The following is a 22134-nucleotide window of genomic DNA, read 5'->3' as shown; positions in this document are numbered from 1 at the left end:
CGGCCGTGTTTGAGCAGGTAGTCTCCCCGAGTCTGGACGCCGCGCTGTCCGCCCTGGACCCGGAGATCGCCGCGCAGATCGACGCCGAGCTGACCCGCCAGCGGGACGGCCTGGAAATGATCGCCTCGGAGAACCACACCGCCAAGGCCGTCATGCAGGCGCAGGGTTCCGTGCTCACCAACAAGTACGCCGAGGGCTACCCGGGCAAGCGCTACTACGGCGGCTGCGAGCACGTTGACGTGGTCGAACAGCTCGCGATTGACCGGGTCAAGGCCCTGTTCGGCGCCGAGTACGCCAACGTCCAGCCGCACTCCGGCGCGCAGGCCAACGCCTCCGTCATGCACGCCCTGATCCGTCCGGGCGACACCATTATGGGCCTGAACCTGGCGCACGGCGGCCACCTCACGCACGGCATGAAGATCAACTTCTCCGGCCGCCTGTACAACGTGGTTCCGTACCAGGTCCGGGAGGAGGACCACCGGATCGACATGGCCGAGGTGGAGCGCCTGGCCCAGGAGCACAAGCCGCAGCTGATCGTCGCCGGCTGGTCCGCCTACGCCCGGCAGCTGGACTTCGCCGAGTTCCGCCGGATCGCCGATTCCGTGGGCGCCTACCTGATGGTGGACATGGCCCACTTCGCCGGGCTCGTCGCCGCCGGGCTGCACCCCTCCCCGGTGCCGCACGCCCACGTCACCACCTCCACCACGCACAAGACCCTCGCCGGTCCGCGCGGCGGCATCATCCTCTCCAACGACGCGGACATCGCCAAGAAGATCAACTCGGCAGTGTTCCCCGGCCAGCAGGGCGGCCCGCTGGAACACGTGATCGCGGGCAAGGCCGTGGCCTTCAAGATCGCCGCGTCCCCCGAGTTCAAGGAACGCCAGGAACGTGTCCTGGCCGGAGCCCGGATCCTCGCCGAACGGCTGGTCCAGCCCGACGTCACCGCCAAGGGCATCAATGTCATCTCCGGCGGCACCGACGTGCACCTGGTCCTCGTGGACCTGCGCAACTGCGAGCTGAACGGCCAGCAGGCCGAGGACCGCCTCGCGGAAATCGACATCACCGTCAACCGCAACGCCGTGCCGTTCGACCCCCGCCCGCCGATGGTTACCTCCGGGCTGCGCATCGGCACCCCCGCGCTTGCCACCCGCGGGTTTGGCGAGGCAGCATTCGCCGAAGTCGCGGACATCATCGCGGCGGCCCTGATCGCCGAAGCCGGCACGGACCTGTCCGGCCTGCGTTCCCGGGTGGAGGCCCTTGCCGCCGCCCACCCGCTCTACCCTTCGGTTGCGAACCTCGCCTAAGGGCCGTATTGCGGGTAGTAGAAGCAGTACAGATCACGACGCCGGACCGCCGCCGCAAGCTGCCGCCCGGCGTCGTGCACCCGGCGAAACCACCGCCACCCGGCGGCCGCACCGCCTTCCGGCAGGACCATCTGCCGGGCCACAGTTAGCTAGTTAGGAACAACAATGGCCGTTGGAGTTTTCGACCTTTTTTCCATCGGAATCGGTCCCTCCAGTTCACACACGGTGGGCCCCATGCGGGCCGCGGCGGTATTCGCCGCGGAACTCAAGGCCTCCGGTGTGCTGGAACACGTGGCCTCGCTGCGGGTTGACCTCTACGGCTCCCTCGCCGCCACGGGGCACGGCCACGGCACCATGACCGCCATCCTGCTCGGCCTGGAAGGCTTCCACCCCGAGCTGATCCTCCCCGAGGAAGTGGAGGAACGGCTCGCCACGATCGCCGAGACCGGGAAACTGCATCTGGCAGGCTCCGTCCCGCTGCCCTACGGCGTGAAGGACATGGTCCTGCGCCCCCTGACCATCCTCCCCCGGCACACCAACGGCTTGACCTTTACCGTCTCCGGTGCCGACGGCGAAATCCTGCACACTGCCACCTTCTTCTCCGTCGGCGGCGGCTTCATCGTGCGCGAGGGCGAGGAGGACGCGGCGCTGCAGGAACTCGACGAATCCAAGAAGGAACTGCCCCTGCCCTTCCGCACCGCCGCGGAACTGCTGGGCCGCTGCCAGTCCAAAGGCCTCTCGATCGGCGAAATCATGTTCGTCAACGAGCGCGCCTCCCGGACCGAGGCCGAGATCCGCGAAGGCCTGCTGCACATCTACTCCGTGATGGAAGGCTGCGTCGAGGTCAGCCTCAAGCGCGAGGGACTGCTGCCCGGGGGGCTCAAGGTCCGCCGCCGTGCGCCCGACTGGCACGAACGACTCATGAAGGAAACCCGCGGACAGGACCCCGACTTCCGGGACCCGAAGTACTGGCAGGAATGGGTCAACCTGATCGCCCTGGCCGTGAACGAGGAAAACGCCTCGGGCGGCCGCGTGGTCACCGCCCCGACGAACGGCGCCGCCGGCATCATCCCCGCGGTGCTTTACTACGCCCTGCACTTCGCGCCTGGCATGGACAAGGCCACCCAGGAGGACCGCGACGACGTTGTGGTCAAGTTCCTGCTGACCGCCGCCGCCATCGGAGTCCTGTACAAGGAACAGGCCTCGATCTCCGGCGCGGAGGTCGGCTGCCAGGGCGAGGTGGGCTCGGCGTCGTCGATGGCGGCCGCGGGCCTGGCCGAAGTCATGGGCGGCACGCCCCAGCAGGTGGAGAACGCCGCGGAAATCGCGATGGAGCACAACCTCGGCCTGACCTGCGACCCGATTGGCGGACTCGTGCAGATCCCCTGCATCGAACGCAACGCCATCGCAGCGGCCAAGGCCATCAACGCCGCCAAGATGGCGCTGTGGGGCGACGGCTCACACCGGGTGTCCCTCGACGAGGTCATCGTCACCATGCGGGAGACCGGCCGGGACATGAGCTCCAAGTACAAAGAGACCGCGATGGGCGGGCTCGCCGTGAATGTGGTGGAGTGCTGAGTCAGTTGTTTAGCGCCATCCAGAGATTCAGCGACGAGGCGAACACAATCCAGGCGAGGTAGGGCAACAGCAGGAGCCCGGCCGCCCGGCTGATCGGTCCGAAGTGCAGCACGGTGGCGGAAACGGCCACCGCCAGGGCCGCGATGATGACAAAGGCGATCCACAGGGCCGGGGTGCCGAGCACCGGGTACAGGCCAAAGAAGACCGGCGTCCACAGCAGGTTCAGCACGAGCTGGACGGCGTAGGCGGTGAGGGCGGGTCTGGCCCCCTCCGCCCGGCTCCTCCAGACCAGCCAGGCGGCCACGGCCATCGCGGTGTAGAGGACCGTCCAGACCGGCCCGAACACCCAGTTCGGCGGCGACCACGGCGCCTTGTCTGCGGTGGCATACCAGCCGTTGACATTGTTGGCGGTGGCCAGTCCACCGAGTCCCGCGACCAGTGCGGAGGCCGCAAGGAAGACCAGCAGTCCCAGCAGCTGGGGTCCCCGCGCGAGCTTTGCGGGCGCGTGTTCCTGGCTTCCGGATCCTGCGGCTAACGATTGCTGATCAGGCGGCATGCTTCCAGCGTAGCGGCTGAGTCCGGGGCGGGAACAGGGGCCCGGGCGGATAGACTTAACCCTGCATGTCCGCATGCCGCCGACGCTCGTACCGCAATGATTGGACGCCGCACCCTTGCGTGAATTCACCGCCCGCTTCGCCTCTGCCGAAGAGATCGCCAACTGGGACGCCCACGTCACCGCGAACCCCAATGGCGGCAATCTCCTGCAATCGGAAGCCTTCGCCGAGGTCAAGCAGCACTTTGGCTGGAAGCCGCTTCACCTCGTGTACGAGACGGCAGGCTACACGAGCTACAACCTCATCCTGGAAAAGTCCTTCCCGCTCCTGGGCAAGCTCTGGTACCTGATCAAAGGCCCGGATGTCGCTGCGGTCGACGACATCCCCGGCATCGCCGCGGCCAACGCCGAGTTCGTCAAGCGCGCCCGGCTGGGCGTCTTCGCCATCAAGATCGAACCGGACATCGTGCTCTCCGCCGAGACCAAGCGAGTGATCGAAGGTGCCGGGCTGGTCAAGACCCACAACCTGCAGCCCAACGACTCCACGGCCCTGCTCGACATCTCCCCGGACCAGAACCAGCTGCTGCGCAACCTGCACTCGCGCGGCCGCAACGCCGTCCGGCGCGCCATCCGCGAGGACGTGGTGGTCCGCAACATGGAACCCACCGAGGCAAACTTCCGCGCCATGTACGCGCTGATGACCACCACCGTGGAAGCCAAGTCCCAGGTCCGGGTCCGCGAGTACGAGTACTACCGCCAGTTCTGGACCAATTTCATCAGCCGCGGCCAGGGCAGGCTGCTCTTCGTCTACGAGGACGGCGTGCCCTCCGTGGGAGCCTTCGTCATCAACTACGGCCGCAAGGGCACCTACAAGGACGGCGGCTCGCTGCAGAAACGCGGCCAGTACGGCGACTCCCACCTGGTGCAGTGGACGGCGATCAACCAGCTCAAGGACCTCGGCTGCACCGAATACGACTTCTGCGGCACACCCCCCAGCGACCAGCTCAAGGACACGTCCAACCCGTTCCACGGACTGGGCCTGTTCAAGACCAGCTTCAGCAAGACCGTGACCGACTTTGTCGGCTGCTACGACCAGGTGCTGAGCCCGCTGAAGTACAAGGCCTGGATGGCCGCGGGGGAACGCGTTGCCCGCCAGCTCTACACCCGCCGCACGGGCCAGCAGTTCTACTAAAACGGCAGCCACGGAAATTAAGGACGCCGGAATGACCAAGGAAACTGACGGCCGCCACAGGCCGCACACCGACCCACTGCCCAGGACCGAGCCGATGTCGGCCACGCAGGTGCGCCAGAACGCCGCGGCCAAGCGGATGCTGCGCCGTCTGGTCCAGGGCGAGAACCCGCCGACCGCCCCGATGAGCATCGTGGACCGTCTGGCCGGCAGCCCCTACGCCAACCCGATGATCCAGGTCGGCGGGGTGGACACCTCTGCCCGCAAGACCATCGACTTCGCGCTACACCTGGCGGAGTCGATGTTCCGGTACGGCGCCGGCGCCCTCGAAGTGGAAACCAGCATCATCGCCATCACGGCCGCGCTGGGGCTCAAACACATCGAAGTGGACATCACCAACCAGTCCGTGGCCATCAACTACGCCCCCAAGGACCAGACGCCCATCACGCTGCTCCGTGTCGTGCGGTCCTGGACCAACAACTACGCGGGCCTGGCCAAGGTGCACCAGCTGGTCACGGACATCGTCGCCGGCGGGGTCGGACGCGAGGAGGCGGTGCGCCGGCTCGAGGAAATCACGCACAGTTCCAAACCGTTCCCACGCTGGATGGTCACGGTGGCGTTCGGTGTGTTCTCCGCCGTCTTCGTCGGGGTGCTCGGTGGCGGCCCGGGCGCCTCGGCCGTCGCCTTCCTGTCCAACCTCCTGGTCAGCCTGCTGGCCCGAAAACTGTCGCGCTGGCGCACCCCGGACTTCTTCGTCACCGCCGCGTGTTCCTTCCTGGTCACCTTCATCGCCCTGCTGTTGTGGCGTTTCGGCGGCCTGGCAGGAATCCAGATACCTCCCGCCATCGTGGTGGTCGGCGGAATCCTGCTGCTCCTGCCCACCGGACGGCTCGTCTCCTCGGTGCAGGATGCGATCAATGGCTTCCCGGTCACGGCGGCCGGCCGGTTCGTCTCCACCATGCTGACCTTCGGCGCGCTCGTCGCCGGCATCGCCGTCGGCTTCGTGGTGGGGGACATGACCGGGATGGAGTCGATCGATGTCACGGAAACATTCCCTCCGGCGTATCCATGGTGGGCCGTGGGCATCATGATTGCCATCGCGGTCATCGCGATCGGAATCACCGAACAGACGAGCTGGGCGCTGCTGCTTCCCACCGCGGCCGTGGGCGTCATCGGCTACCTGGTCCTCATCGGCGGTGAAGCCGCAGGTATCGGGCCGCGGTTCGCACCGGCCCTCGCCGCCGTGGTGATCGGTCTGCTGGCCCGCGTGCTCGCCCTACGGATGGGCGCCCCGCAGCTGGTCGTTGCCGTACCGGCAGCGCTGATCCTGCTGCCCGGACTCACCATATTCCGATCCATGTATGTATTGACCATTGAGGAATCCGAGATCCTCATCGGAGCCGGCGGGATGCTCAACGCCGGGGCCATCGTGATGGGGGTGGCAGCCGGCATTGTCCTCGGTGACACGCTCGCCCGGCCCCTGACGCGTGGCTTGGCCAGCAACGAACGACGGCGGGCCCGGCGCCGCTAGGTCTTCGCGTCTGCTGGTCGAGCGACTGCAGGTCTTCCGCCTGCTGGATTCTGCGCCTGTTAGATCTCCCCGACGGGCAGCTTTTTCTCAGCCTGGAACTCGTCCTCCACCCGGCCCATCGCCCAGTAGCCGGAGAGCGAAACCTGGGAACGCTCCAGCCCGCGCTGCGCGTAGAGCACCTGCCGCAGGCTCTTCATGTAGCCGCGTTCGCCGTGCGCGAAGACCTGCACACGGCCCTCCGGCCAGGTGGCGTCGCGCACCGCGTTGACCAGCAGTTCACTGGCCCCGGCAGGCACACCTCCGCGCAGGAGCCAGCGCAGTTCCACACCGGCCGGCGCGGCGATGGCCTGGACGTCGGCGTCGCCGTCCACTTCGAGGAAGGCCAGGCCCCGGGCATCGCCGGGCAGCGATTCGATCGAGGCGCCGATGGCCGGCAGGGCGGACTCGTCGCCCGCGAAGAGGTACCAGTCCGCGGCCGGATCCGGGTTATACCCGCCGCCCGGGCCGGTAAACGTCAGGGCGTCGCCGGGCCGGGCCGACGCGGCCCACGGGCCCGCGAGGCCCTCATCGCCGTGGATCACGAAGTCGATGGCGAGTTCGCCGGCCGCCTCGTCGACCCAGCGGACCGTGTAGGTCCGGGTGTGCGGCCACTGATCGCGCGGCATGGACTCCCGGACTTCCCAAAGGTCCAGCGGTTCCGGGTAGCCGATCCCGGGCTGCGGGAACACGATCTTGACGTAACGGTCCACGAAGGAGTTGTTCACGTAGCCGGCGAAGCCCGGCCCACCCGCAATGATCCGGACCATGTGCGGCGATAGCTGCTCGCGGCGCAGGACGGTGAGGCTGGTCTGCGGGCGGGATTTCCGGGTGGCCGAGGTGGCTGCGGGGACTGGGGTCATGAAGCCAAGCCTAGCCAATAACCGCCAACAACCCCGGGCGGAACCCTGGGGGAACCCTGACCGTGAAGCCCGGCCGCGAAGCCTGCTAGGGGAGCGGCGGCAGTTCCCAGTCCACCGTGCCGTTGCCTTGTTCCTGGAGCAGAGTGTTGGTGCGGCTGAACGGGCGGGAGCCAAAGAATCCCCGCGAGGCCGAGAGCGGACTCGGATGGGCACTGGAGATCACCGGGGTGGAGCCCAGTAGCGGCCGGATGGTCCCGGCGTCCCGGCCCCACAGGATCGCTACGAGCGGCGCGGGATAGCCGTCGGCGGTTATGCGGTCCGCCACAGCGCTGATCGCCGCCGCTGTGATGGCCTCCCACCCCTTGTTCCGGTGCGAGCCGGCCTCCCCCGCCCGGACGCTGAGGACCCTGTTCAGCAGCAGCATCCCCTGGTCCGCCCAAGCGCTGAGATCGCCGTGGATCCGCGGGTTCAGCCCCAGATCGGCCTCGAGTTCCTTGTAGATATTGGCGAGGCTGCGCGGAATGGGCCGGGTGGCGCCGTCGACGGCAAACGACAGCCCGACGGCGTGGCCGGGCGTCGGATACGGGTCCTGGCCCACGATCAGGACCCGGACGTCCGCCAGCGGCCGCCGGAACGCCCGCAGAACGTTCGACGGCGACGGCAGGACGTCGTGCCCCTCGTCGACTTCCCGGCCCAGGAATGACAGGACGTCGCGCAACTTTTCCTCAACCGGGGCCAGCGCCCCGGCCCAGTCGGCAGCCACGAGCTCAGGCAACGGCAGGCGGGCCAGCCCGGCGAAGCCCACGGACCGGGTCGCTGCGGGCTCCAGCTCGAACAGGGCGTCGGATTCACTGGAGTCGGAGGTAGGCACAGGGCTTATTCTCGCAGGGTGGCGAATGACAACACTGTTATTCGCCCGTAACATGGGTGAAGACTTTTCACCGGATCCAGCCGTACCGGAACAAGCAGGGAGTGTGTCGTGGCAGAACAAGCGCAGGAGCACCTTTCGACGGCGGAGTCTGTTGCCGCCGGGACCAGCCCCGAGTCGCCGCTGGGCAGCCGGGACCAGCAGATGCTGGCCCTGGAACGGCAGTGGTGGAAATACGCCGGCGCCAAGGAACAAGCCATCCGGGAGCTCTTCGACCTCTCCGCCACGCACTACTACCAACTCCTGAACGCCCTCATCGATACCGAGGATGCGCTTGCCCACGATCCCATGCTGGTGAAGAGATTGCGTAGACTACGTACGTCACGCCAACGTGCGCGGACTGCCCGCCGCTTGGGCTCAGAGGCGTAAAGCACTGCCGGAAGCGCGGATTCCCGTGCGGACGCAGGCGTGGGCCAATCCTCGGAAATCAGCAAGGACGTCGTTTTTACCATGACCAAATACACTCGGGATGAATTTGATCGGGTCCCGGAGACCTCCACACGTCAGGGTGTCCACCGGGCAGCCGCCGGCACCGGCCGCAGCCGCCGCCGTCTGGGGTCCATCCTGGCCGCCGGCACCGCGGCACTGGCCGTCGGCCTCGTGGCCTTCCTGATTCTGCCGAAGCTGGGATTCTCCTCCGCCGGAGAGACGATGGCCGTCGCGGCCGAGCAAACCGGCAGCAGCGCCGCCGCGTCACCGGCGCCCACGACCTCCACCCCGGCGCCGACAAGCCCCCAGCCGTCCAGCCCGGCGCCGGTGAAACCGGAGCCCAGCGTGGCGCCCTCCGCGTCCGCCATCCCGTCCGCCACCCCCTCCGCGGCTGCCGTCGTCGACAAGACCCAGCCGGTAGCGGTCTACAACGCATCGGGCACTGCGGGCCTGGCCAGCCGCGTGGGCGGAACTGTCTCCACCTCAGGCTGGACGGTCGGCACGCTCGGAAACTGGGGTGGTGCGCCCCAGAAGCGTTCCGTCATTTTCTACAGCGGCGCCGCGCAGAGGAGCAACGCCGAAGCCCTTGGCAAACTCCTGGGCATCCCGACCGTCGTGGACTCGGCGGACTTCCAGCTCCCGCTCGTTGTTGTCCTGGCACCAGGGTTCCGGTAGTCCGTTCCGGTTACGCCTGAATAACTATTGGCCGCCTGACCGGCCCCCGCCCTGCGCTCCAGCCCGAGGCTGTGGGTACAGTAATTGCGGATTGCTTGCATTCCGCGGCCCACATTGTGGTGGGCCGCCCGCCAGCCAACTGAAAGTGTGGACACCAATGGCCTTGGGAACCGTCAAATGGTTCAACGCCGAGAAGGGCTACGGGTTCATCACCGTGGACAGCTCCGGGGCCGATGTCTTCGTGCACTGGTCCGCCATTGCGGGGGAGGGCTACCGTGCCCTGGACGAGGGGCAGCGGGTGGAACTCGAAGTCGGCGAGGGCGAAAAGGGCCCGCAGGCCGAAAGCGTCCGGCCCGTCCAGTGACCGTCGCCGCCGCAGCGCCAGGCCCGCAGGGCCCCGCCGATGAGGCGGCTGCTCGAAGCGCCCCCGGCAGCACCTTCCGGCGCCGGGCGGCGGCCGTGCGGGTCGGCCGCGCCGTGGCCGTGGCCGCCGCTGCAGCCCTGGCCACAACCGCGTGCCTGGGTCCTGCAGGCGGCGCCCGGGTGGAGCAGGCGGACGCGAGCGGTGACGGCACCCTGCGGATCGGGCTGATCCTCGACAACACCGGCCCGCAGAAATTCCTCAACGCCCCGCAGCTGGCCGCCGCCAAGCTTGCAGTGAAGGAAATCAATGCCGCCGGCGGCCACAAGGGCAAGCCGGTGGAGTTGCTCCCGGAGGCCATCAGCGCGGACACCGGAGCGCAGGCCAGGGCGCTGGTGGAAGCCAAGGCCGATGTCGTCATCGGCCCCACGGACTCGAGCCGGGCGCCCGCCGCCATCGATGTCCTGGCCAATGCCAGGATCGCCATGATTTCCCCCGCGAACACCGCCAGCGGGCTCAGCAGCTACAGGAGCGGCGGATTCTATTTCCGGACCTCGGCAGCCGACATTGCGCAGGCCCCGGTGCTGGTCAAGCTCGCCAAGGACAGCGGTGCCGCCACCCTCGCCGTGGTGTACGAGGAAGGCAGCTACGGCAAGGACCTGTCCACCGCCGTCGCCGCCGCCGCCCAGCGGTCCGGTCTCGGGTCCGTCGCCGTCGCGGGGTTCGCCCCGGGCCAGGCCCAGCAGGCGGCCGCTGCCGTGAAGGCGGCGGCTCCCGACGCCGTCGTGCTGGTCTCGCAGGCCGGGGCGCAGGGCGCCATCGCCGAGCTGAACAACGCCGGCGTCGCCGGAACGAAGCTCATCCTCAGCGACGGTGCGGTCAACCAGTACGGCTCAGGCCTCGGATCCAGCGCCCTCGGCGGCGCCCGGGGGATCCTGCCCGGGACCTTTGCCTCCGCGCACTTCCAGGGCGAACTGGTGTCCGTGGATCCGGAGCTGGCGGACATGACCTTTGCCGCTGAGACGTACGACGCCGTCAACGTCGCTGCCGTTGCGGCCGCTGCGGCGGAGGACGACGCCGGAGCCTCCATCGCGGCAAGCCTGATCGCCGTCTCGGGCGGCAAGGTCCAGGGCTCCGGCGGCTCCGGGCCCTCTGGCGAAGCCACGGTCTGCAAGAGTTACCAGGAGTGCCTCGATGTCCTCCGGGCCGGCAAGCGGCCCGATTACGACGGTGAATCCGGGCGGATCGGCTTCGACGCCAACGGTGATGTCAGCTCAGCCAACTACGTTGTCTACACGTACGGTGCGGACAACACGGCAACCATGAGCGGCAGCGAGACGGCCGGCAGCAATGGGAGTTAATCGCCCGTAGCGTATTGCGTCGTGCCGGAGCCCCGCCAGCGGGGCGGTGCAGGGCCTTCCGCCGCGCGCACTGCTTGCACTCTCCCCGGGGGAGTGCTAATTATTGATTTAGCACTCCCGCGTATCGACTGCTAAAACAACGCCCGGTTCTCCCGGCCGCGAAGTTGCAGCAGCCGCATCCGGGAGCGAAAGAAACACCTGGCTGGGGTGAGATCCCTGGCCCGGCGGCATACAGAGGCCGCGGGGCAAGGATCGTCCGTCGCGGGCACCGCAGCAAAGGTTCATTCTTAACGACTGTCCCGAAAGGACTACTGCCGTTATGGCCAAGATCATTGCATTTGATGAAGAGGCACGCCGCGGTCTTGAGCGGGGCCTGAACATCCTCGCCGACGCCGTCAAGGTCACCCTCGGCCCGCGGGGACGCAACGTCGTCCTCGAAAAGAAGTGGGGCGCCCCCACGATCACCAACGATGGTGTTTCCATCGCCAAGGAGATCGAGCTGGACGATCCTTACGAGAAGATCGGCGCCGAGCTGGTCAAGGAAGTTGCCAAGAAGACGGATGACGTCGCCGGCGACGGAACCACCACCGCCACCGTGCTGGCGCAGGCCCTGGTCAAGGAAGGCCTGCGCAACGTCGCGGCCGGCGCTGATCCCCTGTCCCTCAAGCGCGGCATCGAGAAGGCTGTCGAAGCTGTCACCCGCGAACTCCTGGCCTCCGCCAAGGAAATCGAAACCAAGGAAGAGATTGCCGCCACCGCTTCGATCTCTGCCGGTGACAATGAGATTGGCGCCCTGATTGCCGAGGCCCTGGATAAGGTCGGCAAGGAAGGCGTCATCACCGTCGAGGAGTCGAACACGTTCGGCCTCGAGCTGGAGCTCACCGAAGGCATGCGCTTCGACAAGGGCTACATCTCCGCTTACTTCGTCACCGACGCTGAGCGCCAGGAAACGGTCCTCGAGGATCCGTACATCCTGATCGTCAACTCGAAGATCTCCAACGTCAAGGAACTGGTTGCTGTCCTCGAGAAGGTCATGCAGTCCTCCAAGCCGCTGCTGATCATCGCCGAAGACATCGAGGGCGAGGCCCTGGCCACCCTGATCGTCAACAAGATCCGTGGCACCTTCAAGTCCGTCGCCGTCAAGGCTCCGGGCTTCGGCGACCGCCGCAAGGCGCAGCTCGCCGACATCGCCATCCTCACCGGTGGCCAGGTCATCTCCGAGGAAGTCGGCCTCAAGCTTGAGACTGCCGGACTCGAACTCCTGGGCCGCGCCCGCAAGGTCGTTGTGACCAAGGATGAGACCACCATCGTCGAGGGTGCAGGTGACGCTGACCAGATTGCCGGCCGCGTCTCCCAGATCCGCGCCGAAATCGAGAACTCCGATTCGGATTACGACCGCGAGAAGCTGCAGGAACGCCTGGCCAAGCTGGCCGGCGGCGTTGCAGTCATCAAGGCCGGTGCCGCAACGGAGGTCGAGCTCAAGGAACGCAAGCACCGCATTGAGGACGCTGTCCGCAACGCCAAGGCTGCTGTTGAAGAGGGCATCGTCGCCGGCGGTGGCGTTGCCCTGATCCAGGCCGGTGCCAAGGCCTTCGCCAACCTGCAGCTCGAAGGCGACGAGGCAACGGGTGCGAACATCGTCCGAGTTGCCATCGATGCCCCGCTGAAGCAGATCGCCTTCAACGCCGGCCTCGAGCCCGGCGTGGTCGTCGACAAGGTCCGCGGCCTGCCTGCAGGCCACGGCCTGAACGCAGCAACCGGTGAGTACGTCGACCTGCTGGCTGCCGGCATCAACGACCCGGTCAAGGTCACCCGCTCTGCCCTGCAGAACGCGGCGTCCATTGCCGGCCTGTTCCTCACCACCGAGGCCGTTGTGGCCGACAAGCCGGAGAAGAACTCCCCGGCCATGGGCGGCGGCGACGACATGGGCGGCATGGGGGGCATGGGCGGTTTCTAACCACCCGGCTTCCGGCGCCGGCTGGTCCAGCGCTGAACCTCCAGTTCAACGACGGCGGTCCCACCTTCGGGTGGGGCCGCCGTCGGCGTTGAAGGCCCGCCCGGTCTGGCAGGATAGTGCAGTGACGATTACAGCAGCAGCCGACGGTTCGGCTTTAGGAAATCCCGGCCCGGCCGGATGGGCCTGGTACGTGAACGACGACTGCTGGAGGGCCGGGGGATGGCCGCACGGCACCAACAACATGGGCGAGCTCATGGCTGTGCTGGACCTGTTCCGCTCCACCGCGCACCTGGCGGGTGAGGACCTGCACATCCTCTGCGACAGCCAGTACGTCATCAACTCCGTCACCAAGTGGATGCCGGGCTGGAAACGCAAGGGCTGGCGCAAGTCCGACGGCAAGCCCGTCATGAACGTCGAGCTGCTCAAGGAAATCGACCAGGCGCTGGTCGGCCGAAAATACACCTTCGAATGGGTGCGCGGCCACGCCGGTCACGACCTGAACGAGGCGGCCGATGACCGCGCGAGGGCCGCCGCGACGGCGTACCAGCAGGGCGTCGCCGTCCGGCAGGGCCCCGGCTTCGGCGCCGCAGCCGACGCGCAGGCGCCCTCAGGCGGGACCGCGCCCGCAGCCGCTCAGGGCCCGCAGGGCCAGCCGGCAGCGCCCGCAACCCGGGCCGCGCCGGCCCTGGCCGGCCAGCAGCAGCTGTTTGGCGAACCGTCGCTCTTCGAGGAACCCGACCTCTTCAGCGAGCTCGACGAGGACACCATGCCCGCCCCGGGCACCGACGCGAGCCCGGAAGCCATCGTGGAGGCACTGGAGCGCGAACTCCTCCGGCCCGAAACCCGGGCTGACCCCGGCCGCACCGGTGTGCTGCTGCACCCGGATTTCACCGAGATCGGCAGCTCAGGCCGGATCTGGACCCGGGACGCGGTGCTGATGTCCCTCGAAGATCACCCGGGAACCCCCATCGAGCTGGAACTGCTGGGCGCGGACCGGCTGGGCGAGCGGACGGTCCTCCTGACCTACCGCAGCCACGCCCGGTCAGGGACGGCCCTGCGCAGCTCCCTGTGGGTCCACGACGGCGCTCAGTGGCGGCTCCGCTTCCATCAGGGCACGCCCGAAGCCTGAGCCCTTCTCCTGCGTCGTGGCGGCCGCTCAGGCGAAACGCTGGTTCAGCTGAAGCGCTGGGTATTGTGCAGCTCGGCCTGGGCGTAGCTCGCCGCTGCGGAGTTCAAAGCCAGATTGATCGACGCCAGGGATGCCTCTACCTTCCCCTGGGTCAGGGTCCACTCGGCCACGAGGGCCTGGAAGTTGGTGGCTGCCGATCCGCGCCACGTGGCCTGCAATTCGTCCAGACCGTGTTTCATGGCCTGGACGTCAGCGCTGATCCGGTCGACCGTGGCCTTGACGTTTGCCGACTTGAGCTGGAGAAGTTCCGTGTCGACGGAGATGATGCTCATGGGATGCCCTCTCTGCGGTAATCCGGACTCTCCGGACCCTTCGAGCCTAGGCAGGCCGCAGGGGCCCGGGGACCGCGCGGTCCGGCTATGTGGAAAACCTGCAGGGGTCCGGGCTACGCCCCGTCACCGGAACCCGTGCCGTCATCCGGACCGTCATCCTCCGCCTCGTCCAGGAACGGCAGGCTGACCACCAGGGTGGCTCCGCCGCCGTCGGTCTTCGCGACCCGGACGGTGCCGGCATGCGAGCCGACGATGGCAGCGACGATCGCCAGGCCCAGCCCGCTTCCTCCGGTTTCCCGGGTGCGGGAGGTGTCCGCGCGGTAGAACCGCTCGAAGATCCGCGCGGCTTCTTCGTCCGGGACGCCGGGGCCGTGGTCGCGGACCTCGATGACGGACTGCCGGGCGCCGTCCGCGTCGGTCCGGACGCCGGCGGCGAGCTCGATGGGCGTGCCCTCGGGGGTGTAGCGCAGGGCGTTGCCCACGAGGTTGCCGACAACCTGGCGCAGCTTGGCCTCGTCGCCGAGCACCGGCGCCGGACCGGGCGGACCGCCGTCGAACCCGGTCAGGGTGATGACGCGGCCGCGGTCGCTGGCCTGGGTGTCCACCACGGCGTCGTTGGCAATCAGCAGCAGATCGGCGGGCTTTTGCTGCAGCGGCCGCTGCTCATCGATCCTGGCCAGCAGCAGCAGGTCCTCCACCATGGTCCCCATCCGTTTGGCTTCGCTTTCGATCCGCCCCATCGCAGTCGCCACATCCTCCGGGGTGGACAACGCGCCGTGCCGGTACAGCTCGGAGAAGCCGCGGATCGTCACAAGCGGGGTGCGCAGTTCGTGGGAGGCATCAGCGGCGAAGCGGCGCATCCGAGCCTCGGAGGCCATCCGGGCGGCAAAGGCCGTCTCGATATGGGCGAGCATGGCATTGAGGGAGCTGCCCAGCCGGCCCACCTCGGTGTTCGGGTTCTCAATTTCGACGCGGCGGGAGAGGTCGCCGGCGGCAATCGCCGCGGCGGTCTTTTCGACCCGGGCCAGCGGCCGGAAGGACCGCGAGATGCTCCAGGTGGCGATGAAGAACGCCAGGACCAGGGTCAGCAGCCCGACGCCGACGACCACCAGGACGGCGTGTTCCATCACGGAATCGACCGGCCACAGGGGGAGTCCGATGACCACCACGGAGCTGCGCTGGTTGCTGTCGACAACGTTCAGCGCCACCACCCGCCAGTTGCGTCCGTCCGTGCCGCGGACCTGGAACGGGGTTTGTGCGCGGTCCGCGGCCTCGGCGGCGCTGATGCCGGCGATGTCCGGGTGGAGTGCCTTGTCGCCGCCGAACGGCAGCGGGGGCTGACCCGGGGTGAAGAGCATCAGCGAGTAGTCGGTGGGGATGCTCTGGTTCTGGTCCTGGAGCTGGCTGAAGGACTGCTGCTGGCGCACCGAGGAGACCGCGGCCCGGAGCTTGTCATCGACCTGTCCCTGCAGATAGCTGTGCAGCAGGGTCAGGGTTCCTGCGCCGGTGGCAGCCAGGGCCACCAGCATCAGCGCGGTCATGATGGCAACAAGCTGGGACCGCAGCGGCGCCGACTTCCAACGGTGCAGCAGCAAGGTCAGCGCTTCTCGGCCGTCCTCAGGACGTACCCCACGCCCCGTTTGGTCTGGATCAGGGCCGGAGCGTCCGGGTCAATATCCACCTTGCGCCGCAGATAGGAAATGTAGGATTCGACGATCGAGGCATCCCCGTTGAAGTCGTATTCCCAGACGTGGTCCAGGATCTGGGCCTTGGACAGCACGCGGTTGGGGTTCAGCATGAGGTAGCGCAGGAGCTTGAATTCGGTGGGGGACAGCTCGATCACAGTGCCGCCGCGGCGGACCTCGTGGGCGTCGTCGTCGAGCTCCAGGTCATCGACGCGGATGACCGCATCGTCATCCTGCAGCGGCTGGGTCCGGCGCAGCACGGCGCGGATGCGGGCCACCACCTCGTCGAGGCTGAAGGGCTTGGTGACGTAGTCGTCGCCGCCCACGGTCAGGCCCATGACCTTGTCCTCGGTGTCATCCTTGGCCGTGAGGAAGAGAACGGGGAAGTGCTTGCCCGCGGCACGCAGCCGGCGGGTGACGGTGAAGCCGTCCATATCCGGCAGCATGACGTCCAGGACCGCCAGATCGGGGGAATGCAGATCGGCCGCAGCCAGCGCCTCGCGCCCGTTGGATGCCGAGACGACCTCAAAGCCGGCAAAGCGCAGCGAGGTGGACAGCAGCTCGCGGATGTTCGGTTCATCATCAACAACGAGCAGCTTGGCTTCGGGTCCGTTCTTTTTCATATTCCCATGATGCTCCCAGAATCTGGGAGTTCTCTGAATGGAAGATGTGTGTTTTGTGGGCTTGGACTGCCACCGGTCAGCCCGTGACCCGCCGCTGCGGTGAACGGAGGCGTTTCCGTCGGAGGCATTCCCCTGCGCCGAGGACGATATTAGAGTGGCCCTATCGAACCACTCCGCCACCGCGGCTTGGACGCGGCTACCCAATGAAGAGGACACACAGTGACGACTGAGAGCAACGCAGTGGACAGTTCAGGCCCCGGTGACCGGAGCATCCGCGACTGGGCGGATCTTGCCGAAGAGATGTGGTCCTACCTGACCGGCAAAGGTGCCGCGATCAACTACAACTTCGTCGACATGACCATCGAGGTTCCCCGCGACATTGGCCCGGACGCGCCGCGGGCCACGTGGAAGCTCAACGGGAGCCTGCGCGTGACCACCAGCGACAAGGACGCAGCGGGTTCCGACGAGAACAGGGTCTGACCATGGCCCCGCGGTTCAGGGCTGACATCAACCTGGACTTTTCCCTCCAGGAGGCATCCGGGGAGGAGGCCCGCGGATCCGTGAAGGCCTCCGGAAATGAAGTGGTAGTTGCGCTGGACCGCATCGACGCCCTGCTCTCGCAGCGGCTGCCGTCCCTGGGTGATCTCAGGCCTTTGGCCAAAACGCTGTCGGACCAGGGGCTGACGGTGGTGGTGGACGGACCGGACGGGAGGATCATCAGCCTCGGCGCCGTCGGGGCGCCGGCGTCGCAGCGGGTGATTACCAGGTCACCCCACATCAAGCTGGGAAAGCTGGGAGCGCTGGCACCCATGCTGAAACGGGGCCGGCGTTCTCCGGCCCGGGGGTTGTCCCTGCTGCCGCCGGGGACCCTGTTGCCGCTGCTACCGACGGTGAAGCGCAGGATTCCCCGCCGCGTCACGACGACCCACTACACGCGGGGCGGCGGACGGCCGCGGCTGATTTTCGTGCAGGACTCGAAGTCCTGGAACGGGCAGGTCCCTCGTGAGTTCAGCCTCACCGCGGAACGGGTGCGCATCGGCAGTGATGAATCCGCCGAATTGCAGCTTCCGGGTCTCGACGGAGTGCATGCGGAAATCGTCCACAATGACCGGGATGAATACGTCCTGGTCCGGCACGGGAAAGTCAGCGGCAGCTTCGGTCCGGGTTCGGCGTCGGTCCTGCGGACCGGCTCCCGCCTCCAGATGGGACCGTGGTGCCTGGCGTTCTTCCGTGAAGAATTTGCCGACCACGGACGCCCTTTCGGCGGCCGCAGCGGCGGCGAGTTCGCCTACCAGCGCCCGCAGCGCGACCCGCGGACCGGAGCCCTGGAACAGGACGGGTCGACGTACATCCGCTAGTTCGGGGCCTGTCCGGCAGGGGCGCGGGTCGCAGGGCGGCCCAGGCCGGTGCGCCGGGCGGTGGGCGGTGGGCGGTGGGCGGTGCGCAAGGTCATTCGGTGGGGGAGCTGGTGCCGACGTCCCGGGCATCCATGATGCGGTAGGCGTAGCCCTGCTCCGCCAGGAAGCGTTGGCGCTTGGCCGCGAAGTCCTGGTCCAGCGTGTCCCTGGCCACGAGGGAGTAGAAGCGGGCGGCGCGGCCGTCCTTCTTGGGACGCAGCAGACGGCCAAGGCGCTGAGCCTCCTCCTGCCGCGAGCCGAAGGACCCGGAGACCTGGATCGCGACCGAGGCCTCGGGCAGGTCGATGGAGAAGTTGGCGACCTTGGACACCACGAGGGTGTGCACCTCGCCGGCGCGGAAGGCGTCAAAGAGCCGTTGGCGTTCCTTGACCGGGGTGTCGCCCTTGATCACCGGAGCGTTCAGGCGCTCGCCGATCTCGTCCAGCTGGTCGATGTACTGCCCGATCACCAGCAGCTGCTCGCCGGCGTGCCCGGCCACGAGCTGTTCCACCACCAGGGTCTTGGACTCGGACGTGGCACACAGCCGGTACTTGTCCGCGTCCTCGGCCATCGCGTAGGCCACCCGTTCCTCGCGGGGCAGGTCGATCCGGACCTCGACGCAGTCGGCCGGCGCGATATAGCCCTGCGCCTCGATGTCCTTCCACGGCGCGTCGTAGCGCTTCGGGCCGATCAGGCTGAAGACTTCGCCCTCGCGGCCGTCCTCGCGGACCAGTGTGGCGGTCAGGCCAAGCCGGCGGCGGGCCTGCAGGTCCGCCGTCATCCGGAAGATCGGGGCGGGCAGGAGGTGGACCTCGTCGTAGATGATCAGCCCCCAGTCGTTGCCGTCCACCAGCTCCAGGTGCGGGTAGAGCCCGCCCCGCTTGGTAGTCAGGACCTGGTAGGTGGCGATCGTGACGGGCCGGACTTCCTTGACGGAGCCGGAGTACTCGCCGATTTCCTCCTCGGTGAGGGAAGTCCGTTTCAGCAGCTCGTCCTTCCACTGCCGGGCCGAGACCGTGTTGGTGACCAGGATCAGCGTCGTGGTGGAGCTGGTGGCCATCGCGGCGGCCCCGACCAGCGTTTTCCCGGCCCCGCAGGGGAGCACGACGACGCCGCTGCCGCCGGCCCAGAAGTTCTCCATCGCCAGCTGCTGGTAGGGGCGGAGCTTCCAGCCGGACTCGTCGAGCATGATGGGGTGCGGGGTCCCGTCGACGTAGCCGGCCAGGTCCTCGGCCGGCCAGCCGATCTTGAGCAGCATCTGCTTGAGCTGCCCGCGCTGGGAGGAGTGCACGACGACGGTCTCGCCGTCGATCCTCGGACCCAGCAGCGGGGCGATCTTCTTGGCGCGGCTGACCTCCTCCAACACCGGATAATCGTTGGTGCGCATGACCAGTCCGTGCTGGGGGTCCTTTTCGAGCCGCAGCCGGCCGTACCGGGACATGGTCTCTTCGACATCGATCAGCAGGGAATGCGGGACCGGGAAGCGGGAGTACTTCAGCAGCGTGTCCAGCACCTTCTCGGCGTCCAGGCCGGCAGCCCGGGCGTTCCAGAGCCCCAACGGCGTCAGCCGGTAACTGTGGATGTGCTCGGGGGCACGTTCCAGCTCGGCGAACGCGGCGATGGCGTGGCGGGCTTCGGTGGCGAGTTCGTGGTCCACTTCGAGCAGGATGGTTTTGTCACTCTGGACGATCAGCGGTCCATCGTTCACTGGAGCAATTCCTCTGCGGCTTCTACGTCGATAATCCGGTGGATGGACAGGACGCGTTCGGTTTCCCTGGCCGGGTCGAAGACCCGGACCCGTCCGCCGTTCACAGCTACCGGAACAACAGTTTCCCGCACGGCATTCCCCATGCCGTCGACGACGTTCATCACCACACGCTGCTTGAGCCGGATTGCCTTCTGCAGGGTTTCCAGCCCCAGCTGCGTCGCCTCTTCACTGCCGGGGGCCGCGGCCGGATGCAGGGACGCGCCGGCGCCGGTCCGTTCGCTGCGCAGTACTGCCAGTTGGGCGTCGACGTCGGCTTCCGGAGGGGCCGTGCGCGGGGCGCTGTAGACCGGCCGGACACTGCCGGGCACCGCAGTAATGCGGCGCAGCCGGATGCCGCCTGCCTCGGATTCGTCCACCGCCGGGGACAGCCCCAGGCTGCGGAGCAGCTGCGCTGTTTCCCGCGGCGCGGCGTGCGAGACCAGCACGGTGGGGGCGAGCCGGACCAGGCCGAGGCCGGCGGCGCCGGGCGAGTTGAGCAGTTCCAGGAGGGCCATTTCGTCGTCGCTCTGGATGAAGCTCGCGGCGGACCCCACCCGCAGCCTGGCGTGCCGGGCGGCGGTGTCCTCGATCAGATACTTCAGCGGCTGCGGGATCGCCGTGGCCGAGTGCAGGCCCAGGAAGTCCAGCATCGCCTGGGCGTCCTGGCCGGCGTCGAGCGCGCGCCGGACCGAGGCGACGGAGAAGCGGTAGATTGTCGCGGGGCCCTGGCCTTCGGCGTCGGCCATGGTGAGGAGTTTCTCGGTCAGATCCGGCGCGAGATAGCCGGGCGCCACCGCCGTCAGGTCGGCCTGGAGCAGGACGTGGTTCAGGGCGGCCGGCAGGTGTTCGCCCAGGATGCCCATCGCCTCATCGGGCTGTTCGGCGGCGATGGCCGCGCCGATCTGGCTTAGCGCGCCCGAGCCGATGAGGCCCAGCAGTTCGGCCTCGGCCAGGATCCCGCGGACCAGCGAGCTGAAACGCCGCGCCATCCGGGGCTGGGTCCAGTCGGCGCGTTCCAGCACGGCCGCGGCATCCAGGACCGGGGCCTGCCCGTCAAGGGCCGCGGCCTCCTCGGTCAGTTCGGCCAGGATTTCCAGAATCCGTTTCCGGACCACGGGAGCGTCCGGGCGCTGGGCTTCGGCCGAGAGCGCGTTGATGGTGCCGCCGGCCGCCCCGCGGTGCAGGGCCGGGACCGCGGCCTGGCCGCTGACGGGCTGTCCCACCAGGGATGGCGCGCGTTCGCTGGCGAGCCAGGCATTGACCAGCCAGAGCCACTGTTCCTGTCGCGGCAGCGTCAGCCACTCCAGCTGCGCCGGCTGGACCCAGGCGGAACTGTCCACGTCCAGGCGGATGAGGCCGGACAGGGCACACAACTCGGCCAGCACCCCGGCGTCGTGCACCTCGATCCGCACCACGTCCGCCAGGCGTTTGAGCTCCCGGACGCCCACGCCGCCGCTGCGCAGGGTGACGAGCGGCTGTTCGCGGACGCTGTACAGCAGTTCACCCACCAGCCGGAGGGTCTCGGCGATCGCGCCCAGGGCGGCGTTGCGGCGCAGCGCCGCCGAGGTCGAGCCAAGCCGCGGCACCGGGGGCGTCAGCGCGAACTTCTCGATGACAAAGCCGCCGCGCAGCGAGACCCCGACGCTGTGCGGAAGCTCCACGTGGGCGGCGTCCAGCGGCACCAGCAGCCCGCGGGCCAGGAGCCAGTCCACCGGCCCGACGTCGGCGGCCTCGTGCAGCACGGAGGCGCGCCGTTGCGCCTGGGGAACGGCGCCCATGGCCCAGTTCCCGAAGCGGGCGAGCAGCGCAGGGGTGCGTTCCGGGGCGGTGGCCAGGATCTGCCGCAGGGACTCCGGCGTGGCCGTCCAGTGCTGCAGCGACAGCGCGGCCTCCATCGGCGTGGCCGCGGGGGAGATGGCCGCGCCGCCGCGGTGCAGTTCCCCGACGAGCTGGACCACGCGCTGCGCGAAGGCCGGCTGGAGCCGGACCAGCTCGGTGTAGCTGCGCCCGAGTCCGGCCGGGTAGATCCCGATGACGTCCTTGAGGCTGCCGACCGGCAGGTAGTAGCGCTGCTTTGGTCCCGCGGGCGGCGCTGCGCCGGGCGGAGGTTCCGCCCGGCGGACAAGGGCCAGTTCCTGGAGCGAATGCAGCATCTTTTCGATGGCGGTCAGGGTCGCGCCGTTGATCAGCTTCTTCAGCATCGGGGCCGAGGCGCTGTGCCCGGTGTCCGTGTTCGTGCACAGGTGCAGGGTTTCCAGGACCTGCATTTCCGGGCGGTTCAGCCGCTCCAGGGCCCGCTGCACGCTGACGCGGCCGCTTGCACGGGCGGCGAGGGCGGCGAAGTCCGGCACACCCGGGGAGATGAGGTCCGGCCGCGCGGAGAACAAGGCCCGCAGCGAGTCGTCGCTGCGTGCCTGCAGTTCCTTGCTCAGCGCGCGGATAAGAGACATCAGTGC

General features: G+C 68.1%; 20 protein-coding genes. 12 read left to right on the top strand and 8 right to left on the bottom strand.

Annotated elements, in window-relative coordinates; genetic code table 11:
- Window positions 1–5: 5 nt before the first annotated feature.
- Both glyA and QK291_RS11865 read left to right on the top strand, forming a co-directional pair.
- Window positions 6–1304, top strand: a complete 1299-nt coding sequence (glyA, locus tag QK291_RS11870) for a serine hydroxymethyltransferase (RefSeq protein ID WP_282382056.1) — start codon at window positions 6–8, stop codon at window positions 1302–1304.
- A 165-nt stretch (window positions 1305–1469) separates the two neighbouring features.
- Window positions 1470–2882 carry an L-serine ammonia-lyase gene (locus tag QK291_RS11865; RefSeq protein WP_282382053.1) on the top strand — a complete coding sequence of 471 codons (1413 nt, stop codon included), beginning with the start codon at window positions 1470–1472 and terminating at the stop codon, window positions 2880–2882.
- Between the two features lies 1 nt (window position 2883).
- Here the strand turns inward: QK291_RS11865 and QK291_RS11860 are convergent, their stop codons facing one another.
- The gene (locus QK291_RS11860) at window positions 2884–3438 is read right to left on the bottom strand and encodes a TspO/MBR family protein (RefSeq protein ID WP_282382049.1); all 555 of its coding nucleotides are present in this window, start codon (window positions 3436–3438) and stop codon (window positions 2884–2886) included.
- A gap of 115 nt (window positions 3439–3553) precedes the next feature.
- On the opposite strand from QK291_RS11860, the gene QK291_RS11855 reads away from it, so the two are divergent.
- The gene (locus QK291_RS11855) at window positions 3554–4627 is read left to right on the top strand and encodes a peptidoglycan bridge formation glycyltransferase FemA/FemB family protein (RefSeq protein ID WP_282382047.1); all 1074 of its coding nucleotides are present in this window, start codon (window positions 3554–3556) and stop codon (window positions 4625–4627) included.
- Between the two features lie 31 nt (window positions 4628–4658).
- Complete coding sequence (locus QK291_RS11850) at window positions 4659–6155, top strand: threonine/serine exporter family protein (RefSeq protein WP_282382041.1); 1497 nt, start codon at window positions 4659–4661, stop codon at window positions 6153–6155.
- Window positions 6156–6214: 59 nt separating this feature from the next.
- Here the strand turns inward: QK291_RS11850 and QK291_RS11845 are convergent, their stop codons facing one another.
- Both QK291_RS11845 and QK291_RS11840 read right to left on the bottom strand, forming a co-directional pair.
- A complete protein-coding gene (locus QK291_RS11845) occupies window positions 6215–7054 on the bottom strand; it encodes a siderophore-interacting protein (RefSeq protein ID WP_282382038.1) in 840 nt (279 codons plus the stop codon).
- An 85-nt stretch (window positions 7055–7139) separates the two neighbouring features.
- Complete coding sequence (locus QK291_RS11840) at window positions 7140–7925, bottom strand: uracil-DNA glycosylase (protein ID WP_282382035.1); 786 nt, start codon at window positions 7923–7925, stop codon at window positions 7140–7142.
- 180 nt (window positions 7926–8105) lie between these two features.
- Between QK291_RS11840 and QK291_RS11835 the strand changes: the two genes are divergently transcribed.
- The 6 genes from QK291_RS11835 (at window position 8106) to QK291_RS11810 (ending at window position 13894) form a co-directional block, all read left to right on the top strand.
- On the top strand, window positions 8106–8351 hold the full coding sequence (locus QK291_RS11835; RefSeq protein ID WP_282382106.1) for a DUF3263 domain-containing protein: 246 nt from the start codon (window positions 8106–8108) through the stop codon (window positions 8349–8351).
- Between the two features lie 81 nt (window positions 8352–8432).
- Entirely contained in the window at window positions 8433–9086 is a 654-nt protein-coding gene (locus QK291_RS11830; RefSeq protein ID WP_282382034.1) for a LytR C-terminal domain-containing protein, read from the top strand.
- Window positions 9087–9243: 157 nt separating this feature from the next.
- On the top strand, window positions 9244–9450 hold the full coding sequence (locus QK291_RS11825; protein ID WP_282382031.1) for a cold-shock protein: 207 nt from the start codon (window positions 9244–9246) through the stop codon (window positions 9448–9450).
- 137 nt (window positions 9451–9587) lie between these two features.
- Entirely contained in the window at window positions 9588–10808 is a 1221-nt protein-coding gene (locus QK291_RS11820; protein WP_282382105.1) for an ABC transporter substrate-binding protein, read from the top strand.
- Window positions 10809–11127: 319 nt separating this feature from the next.
- The gene (groL, locus tag QK291_RS11815; protein ID WP_160667642.1) at window positions 11128–12765 is read left to right on the top strand and encodes a chaperonin GroEL; all 1638 of its coding nucleotides are present in this window, start codon (window positions 11128–11130) and stop codon (window positions 12763–12765) included.
- 121 nt (window positions 12766–12886) lie between these two features.
- Entirely contained in the window at window positions 12887–13894 is a 1008-nt protein-coding gene (locus tag QK291_RS11810; protein ID WP_282382016.1) for a ribonuclease HI family protein, read from the top strand.
- A 44-nt stretch (window positions 13895–13938) separates the two neighbouring features.
- Here QK291_RS11810 and QK291_RS11805 read toward each other — a convergent pair whose 3' ends face one another.
- The 3 genes from QK291_RS11805 to QK291_RS11795 all read right to left on the bottom strand — a co-directional run bounded on the left by QK291_RS11805 (window position 13939) and on the right by QK291_RS11795 (window position 16534).
- Window positions 13939–14226 carry a WXG100 family type VII secretion target gene (locus tag QK291_RS11805; protein ID WP_282382014.1) on the bottom strand — a complete coding sequence of 96 codons (288 nt, stop codon included), beginning with the start codon at window positions 14224–14226 and terminating at the stop codon, window positions 13939–13941.
- A gap of 113 nt (window positions 14227–14339) precedes the next feature.
- On the bottom strand, window positions 14340–15818 hold the full coding sequence (locus tag QK291_RS11800) for a HAMP domain-containing sensor histidine kinase (protein WP_282382104.1): 1479 nt from the start codon (window positions 15816–15818) through the stop codon (window positions 14340–14342).
- A 5-nt stretch (window positions 15819–15823) separates the two neighbouring features.
- Window positions 15824–16534, bottom strand: a complete 711-nt coding sequence (locus tag QK291_RS11795; protein WP_069952599.1) for a response regulator transcription factor — start codon at window positions 16532–16534, stop codon at window positions 15824–15826.
- A 219-nt stretch (window positions 16535–16753) separates the two neighbouring features.
- On the opposite strand from QK291_RS11795, the gene QK291_RS11790 reads away from it, so the two are divergent.
- Window positions 16754–17014: a hypothetical protein gene (locus tag QK291_RS11790; RefSeq protein WP_282382005.1), complete on the top strand. Its 261-nt coding sequence runs from the start codon at window positions 16754–16756 to the stop codon at window positions 17012–17014.
- Window positions 17015–17016: 2 nt separating this feature from the next.
- Window positions 17017–17892: an FHA domain-containing protein gene (locus QK291_RS11785; protein ID WP_282382003.1), complete on the top strand. Its 876-nt coding sequence runs from the start codon at window positions 17017–17019 to the stop codon at window positions 17890–17892.
- Between the two features lie 91 nt (window positions 17893–17983).
- Here QK291_RS11785 and QK291_RS11780 read toward each other — a convergent pair whose 3' ends face one another.
- Together QK291_RS11780 and QK291_RS11775 are read right to left on the bottom strand one after the other, a co-directional pair.
- Complete coding sequence (locus QK291_RS11780) at window positions 17984–19639, bottom strand: DNA repair helicase XPB (RefSeq protein WP_282382002.1); 1656 nt, start codon at window positions 19637–19639, stop codon at window positions 17984–17986.
- The gene (locus tag QK291_RS11775) at window positions 19636–22128 is read right to left on the bottom strand and encodes a helicase-associated domain-containing protein (RefSeq protein ID WP_282381999.1); all 2493 of its coding nucleotides are present in this window, start codon (window positions 22126–22128) and stop codon (window positions 19636–19638) included. Before QK291_RS11775 ends, QK291_RS11780 begins: the two co-directional genes overlap by 4 nt.
- Window positions 22129–22134: the final 6 nt, after the last annotated feature.

The sequence above is a fragment of the Arthrobacter sp. AL12 genome (assembly GCF_029960645.1).
Taxonomy (GTDB): domain Bacteria; phylum Actinomycetota; class Actinomycetes; order Actinomycetales; family Micrococcaceae; genus Arthrobacter.
This window is presented reverse-complemented; position numbering and strand designations above follow the sequence as displayed.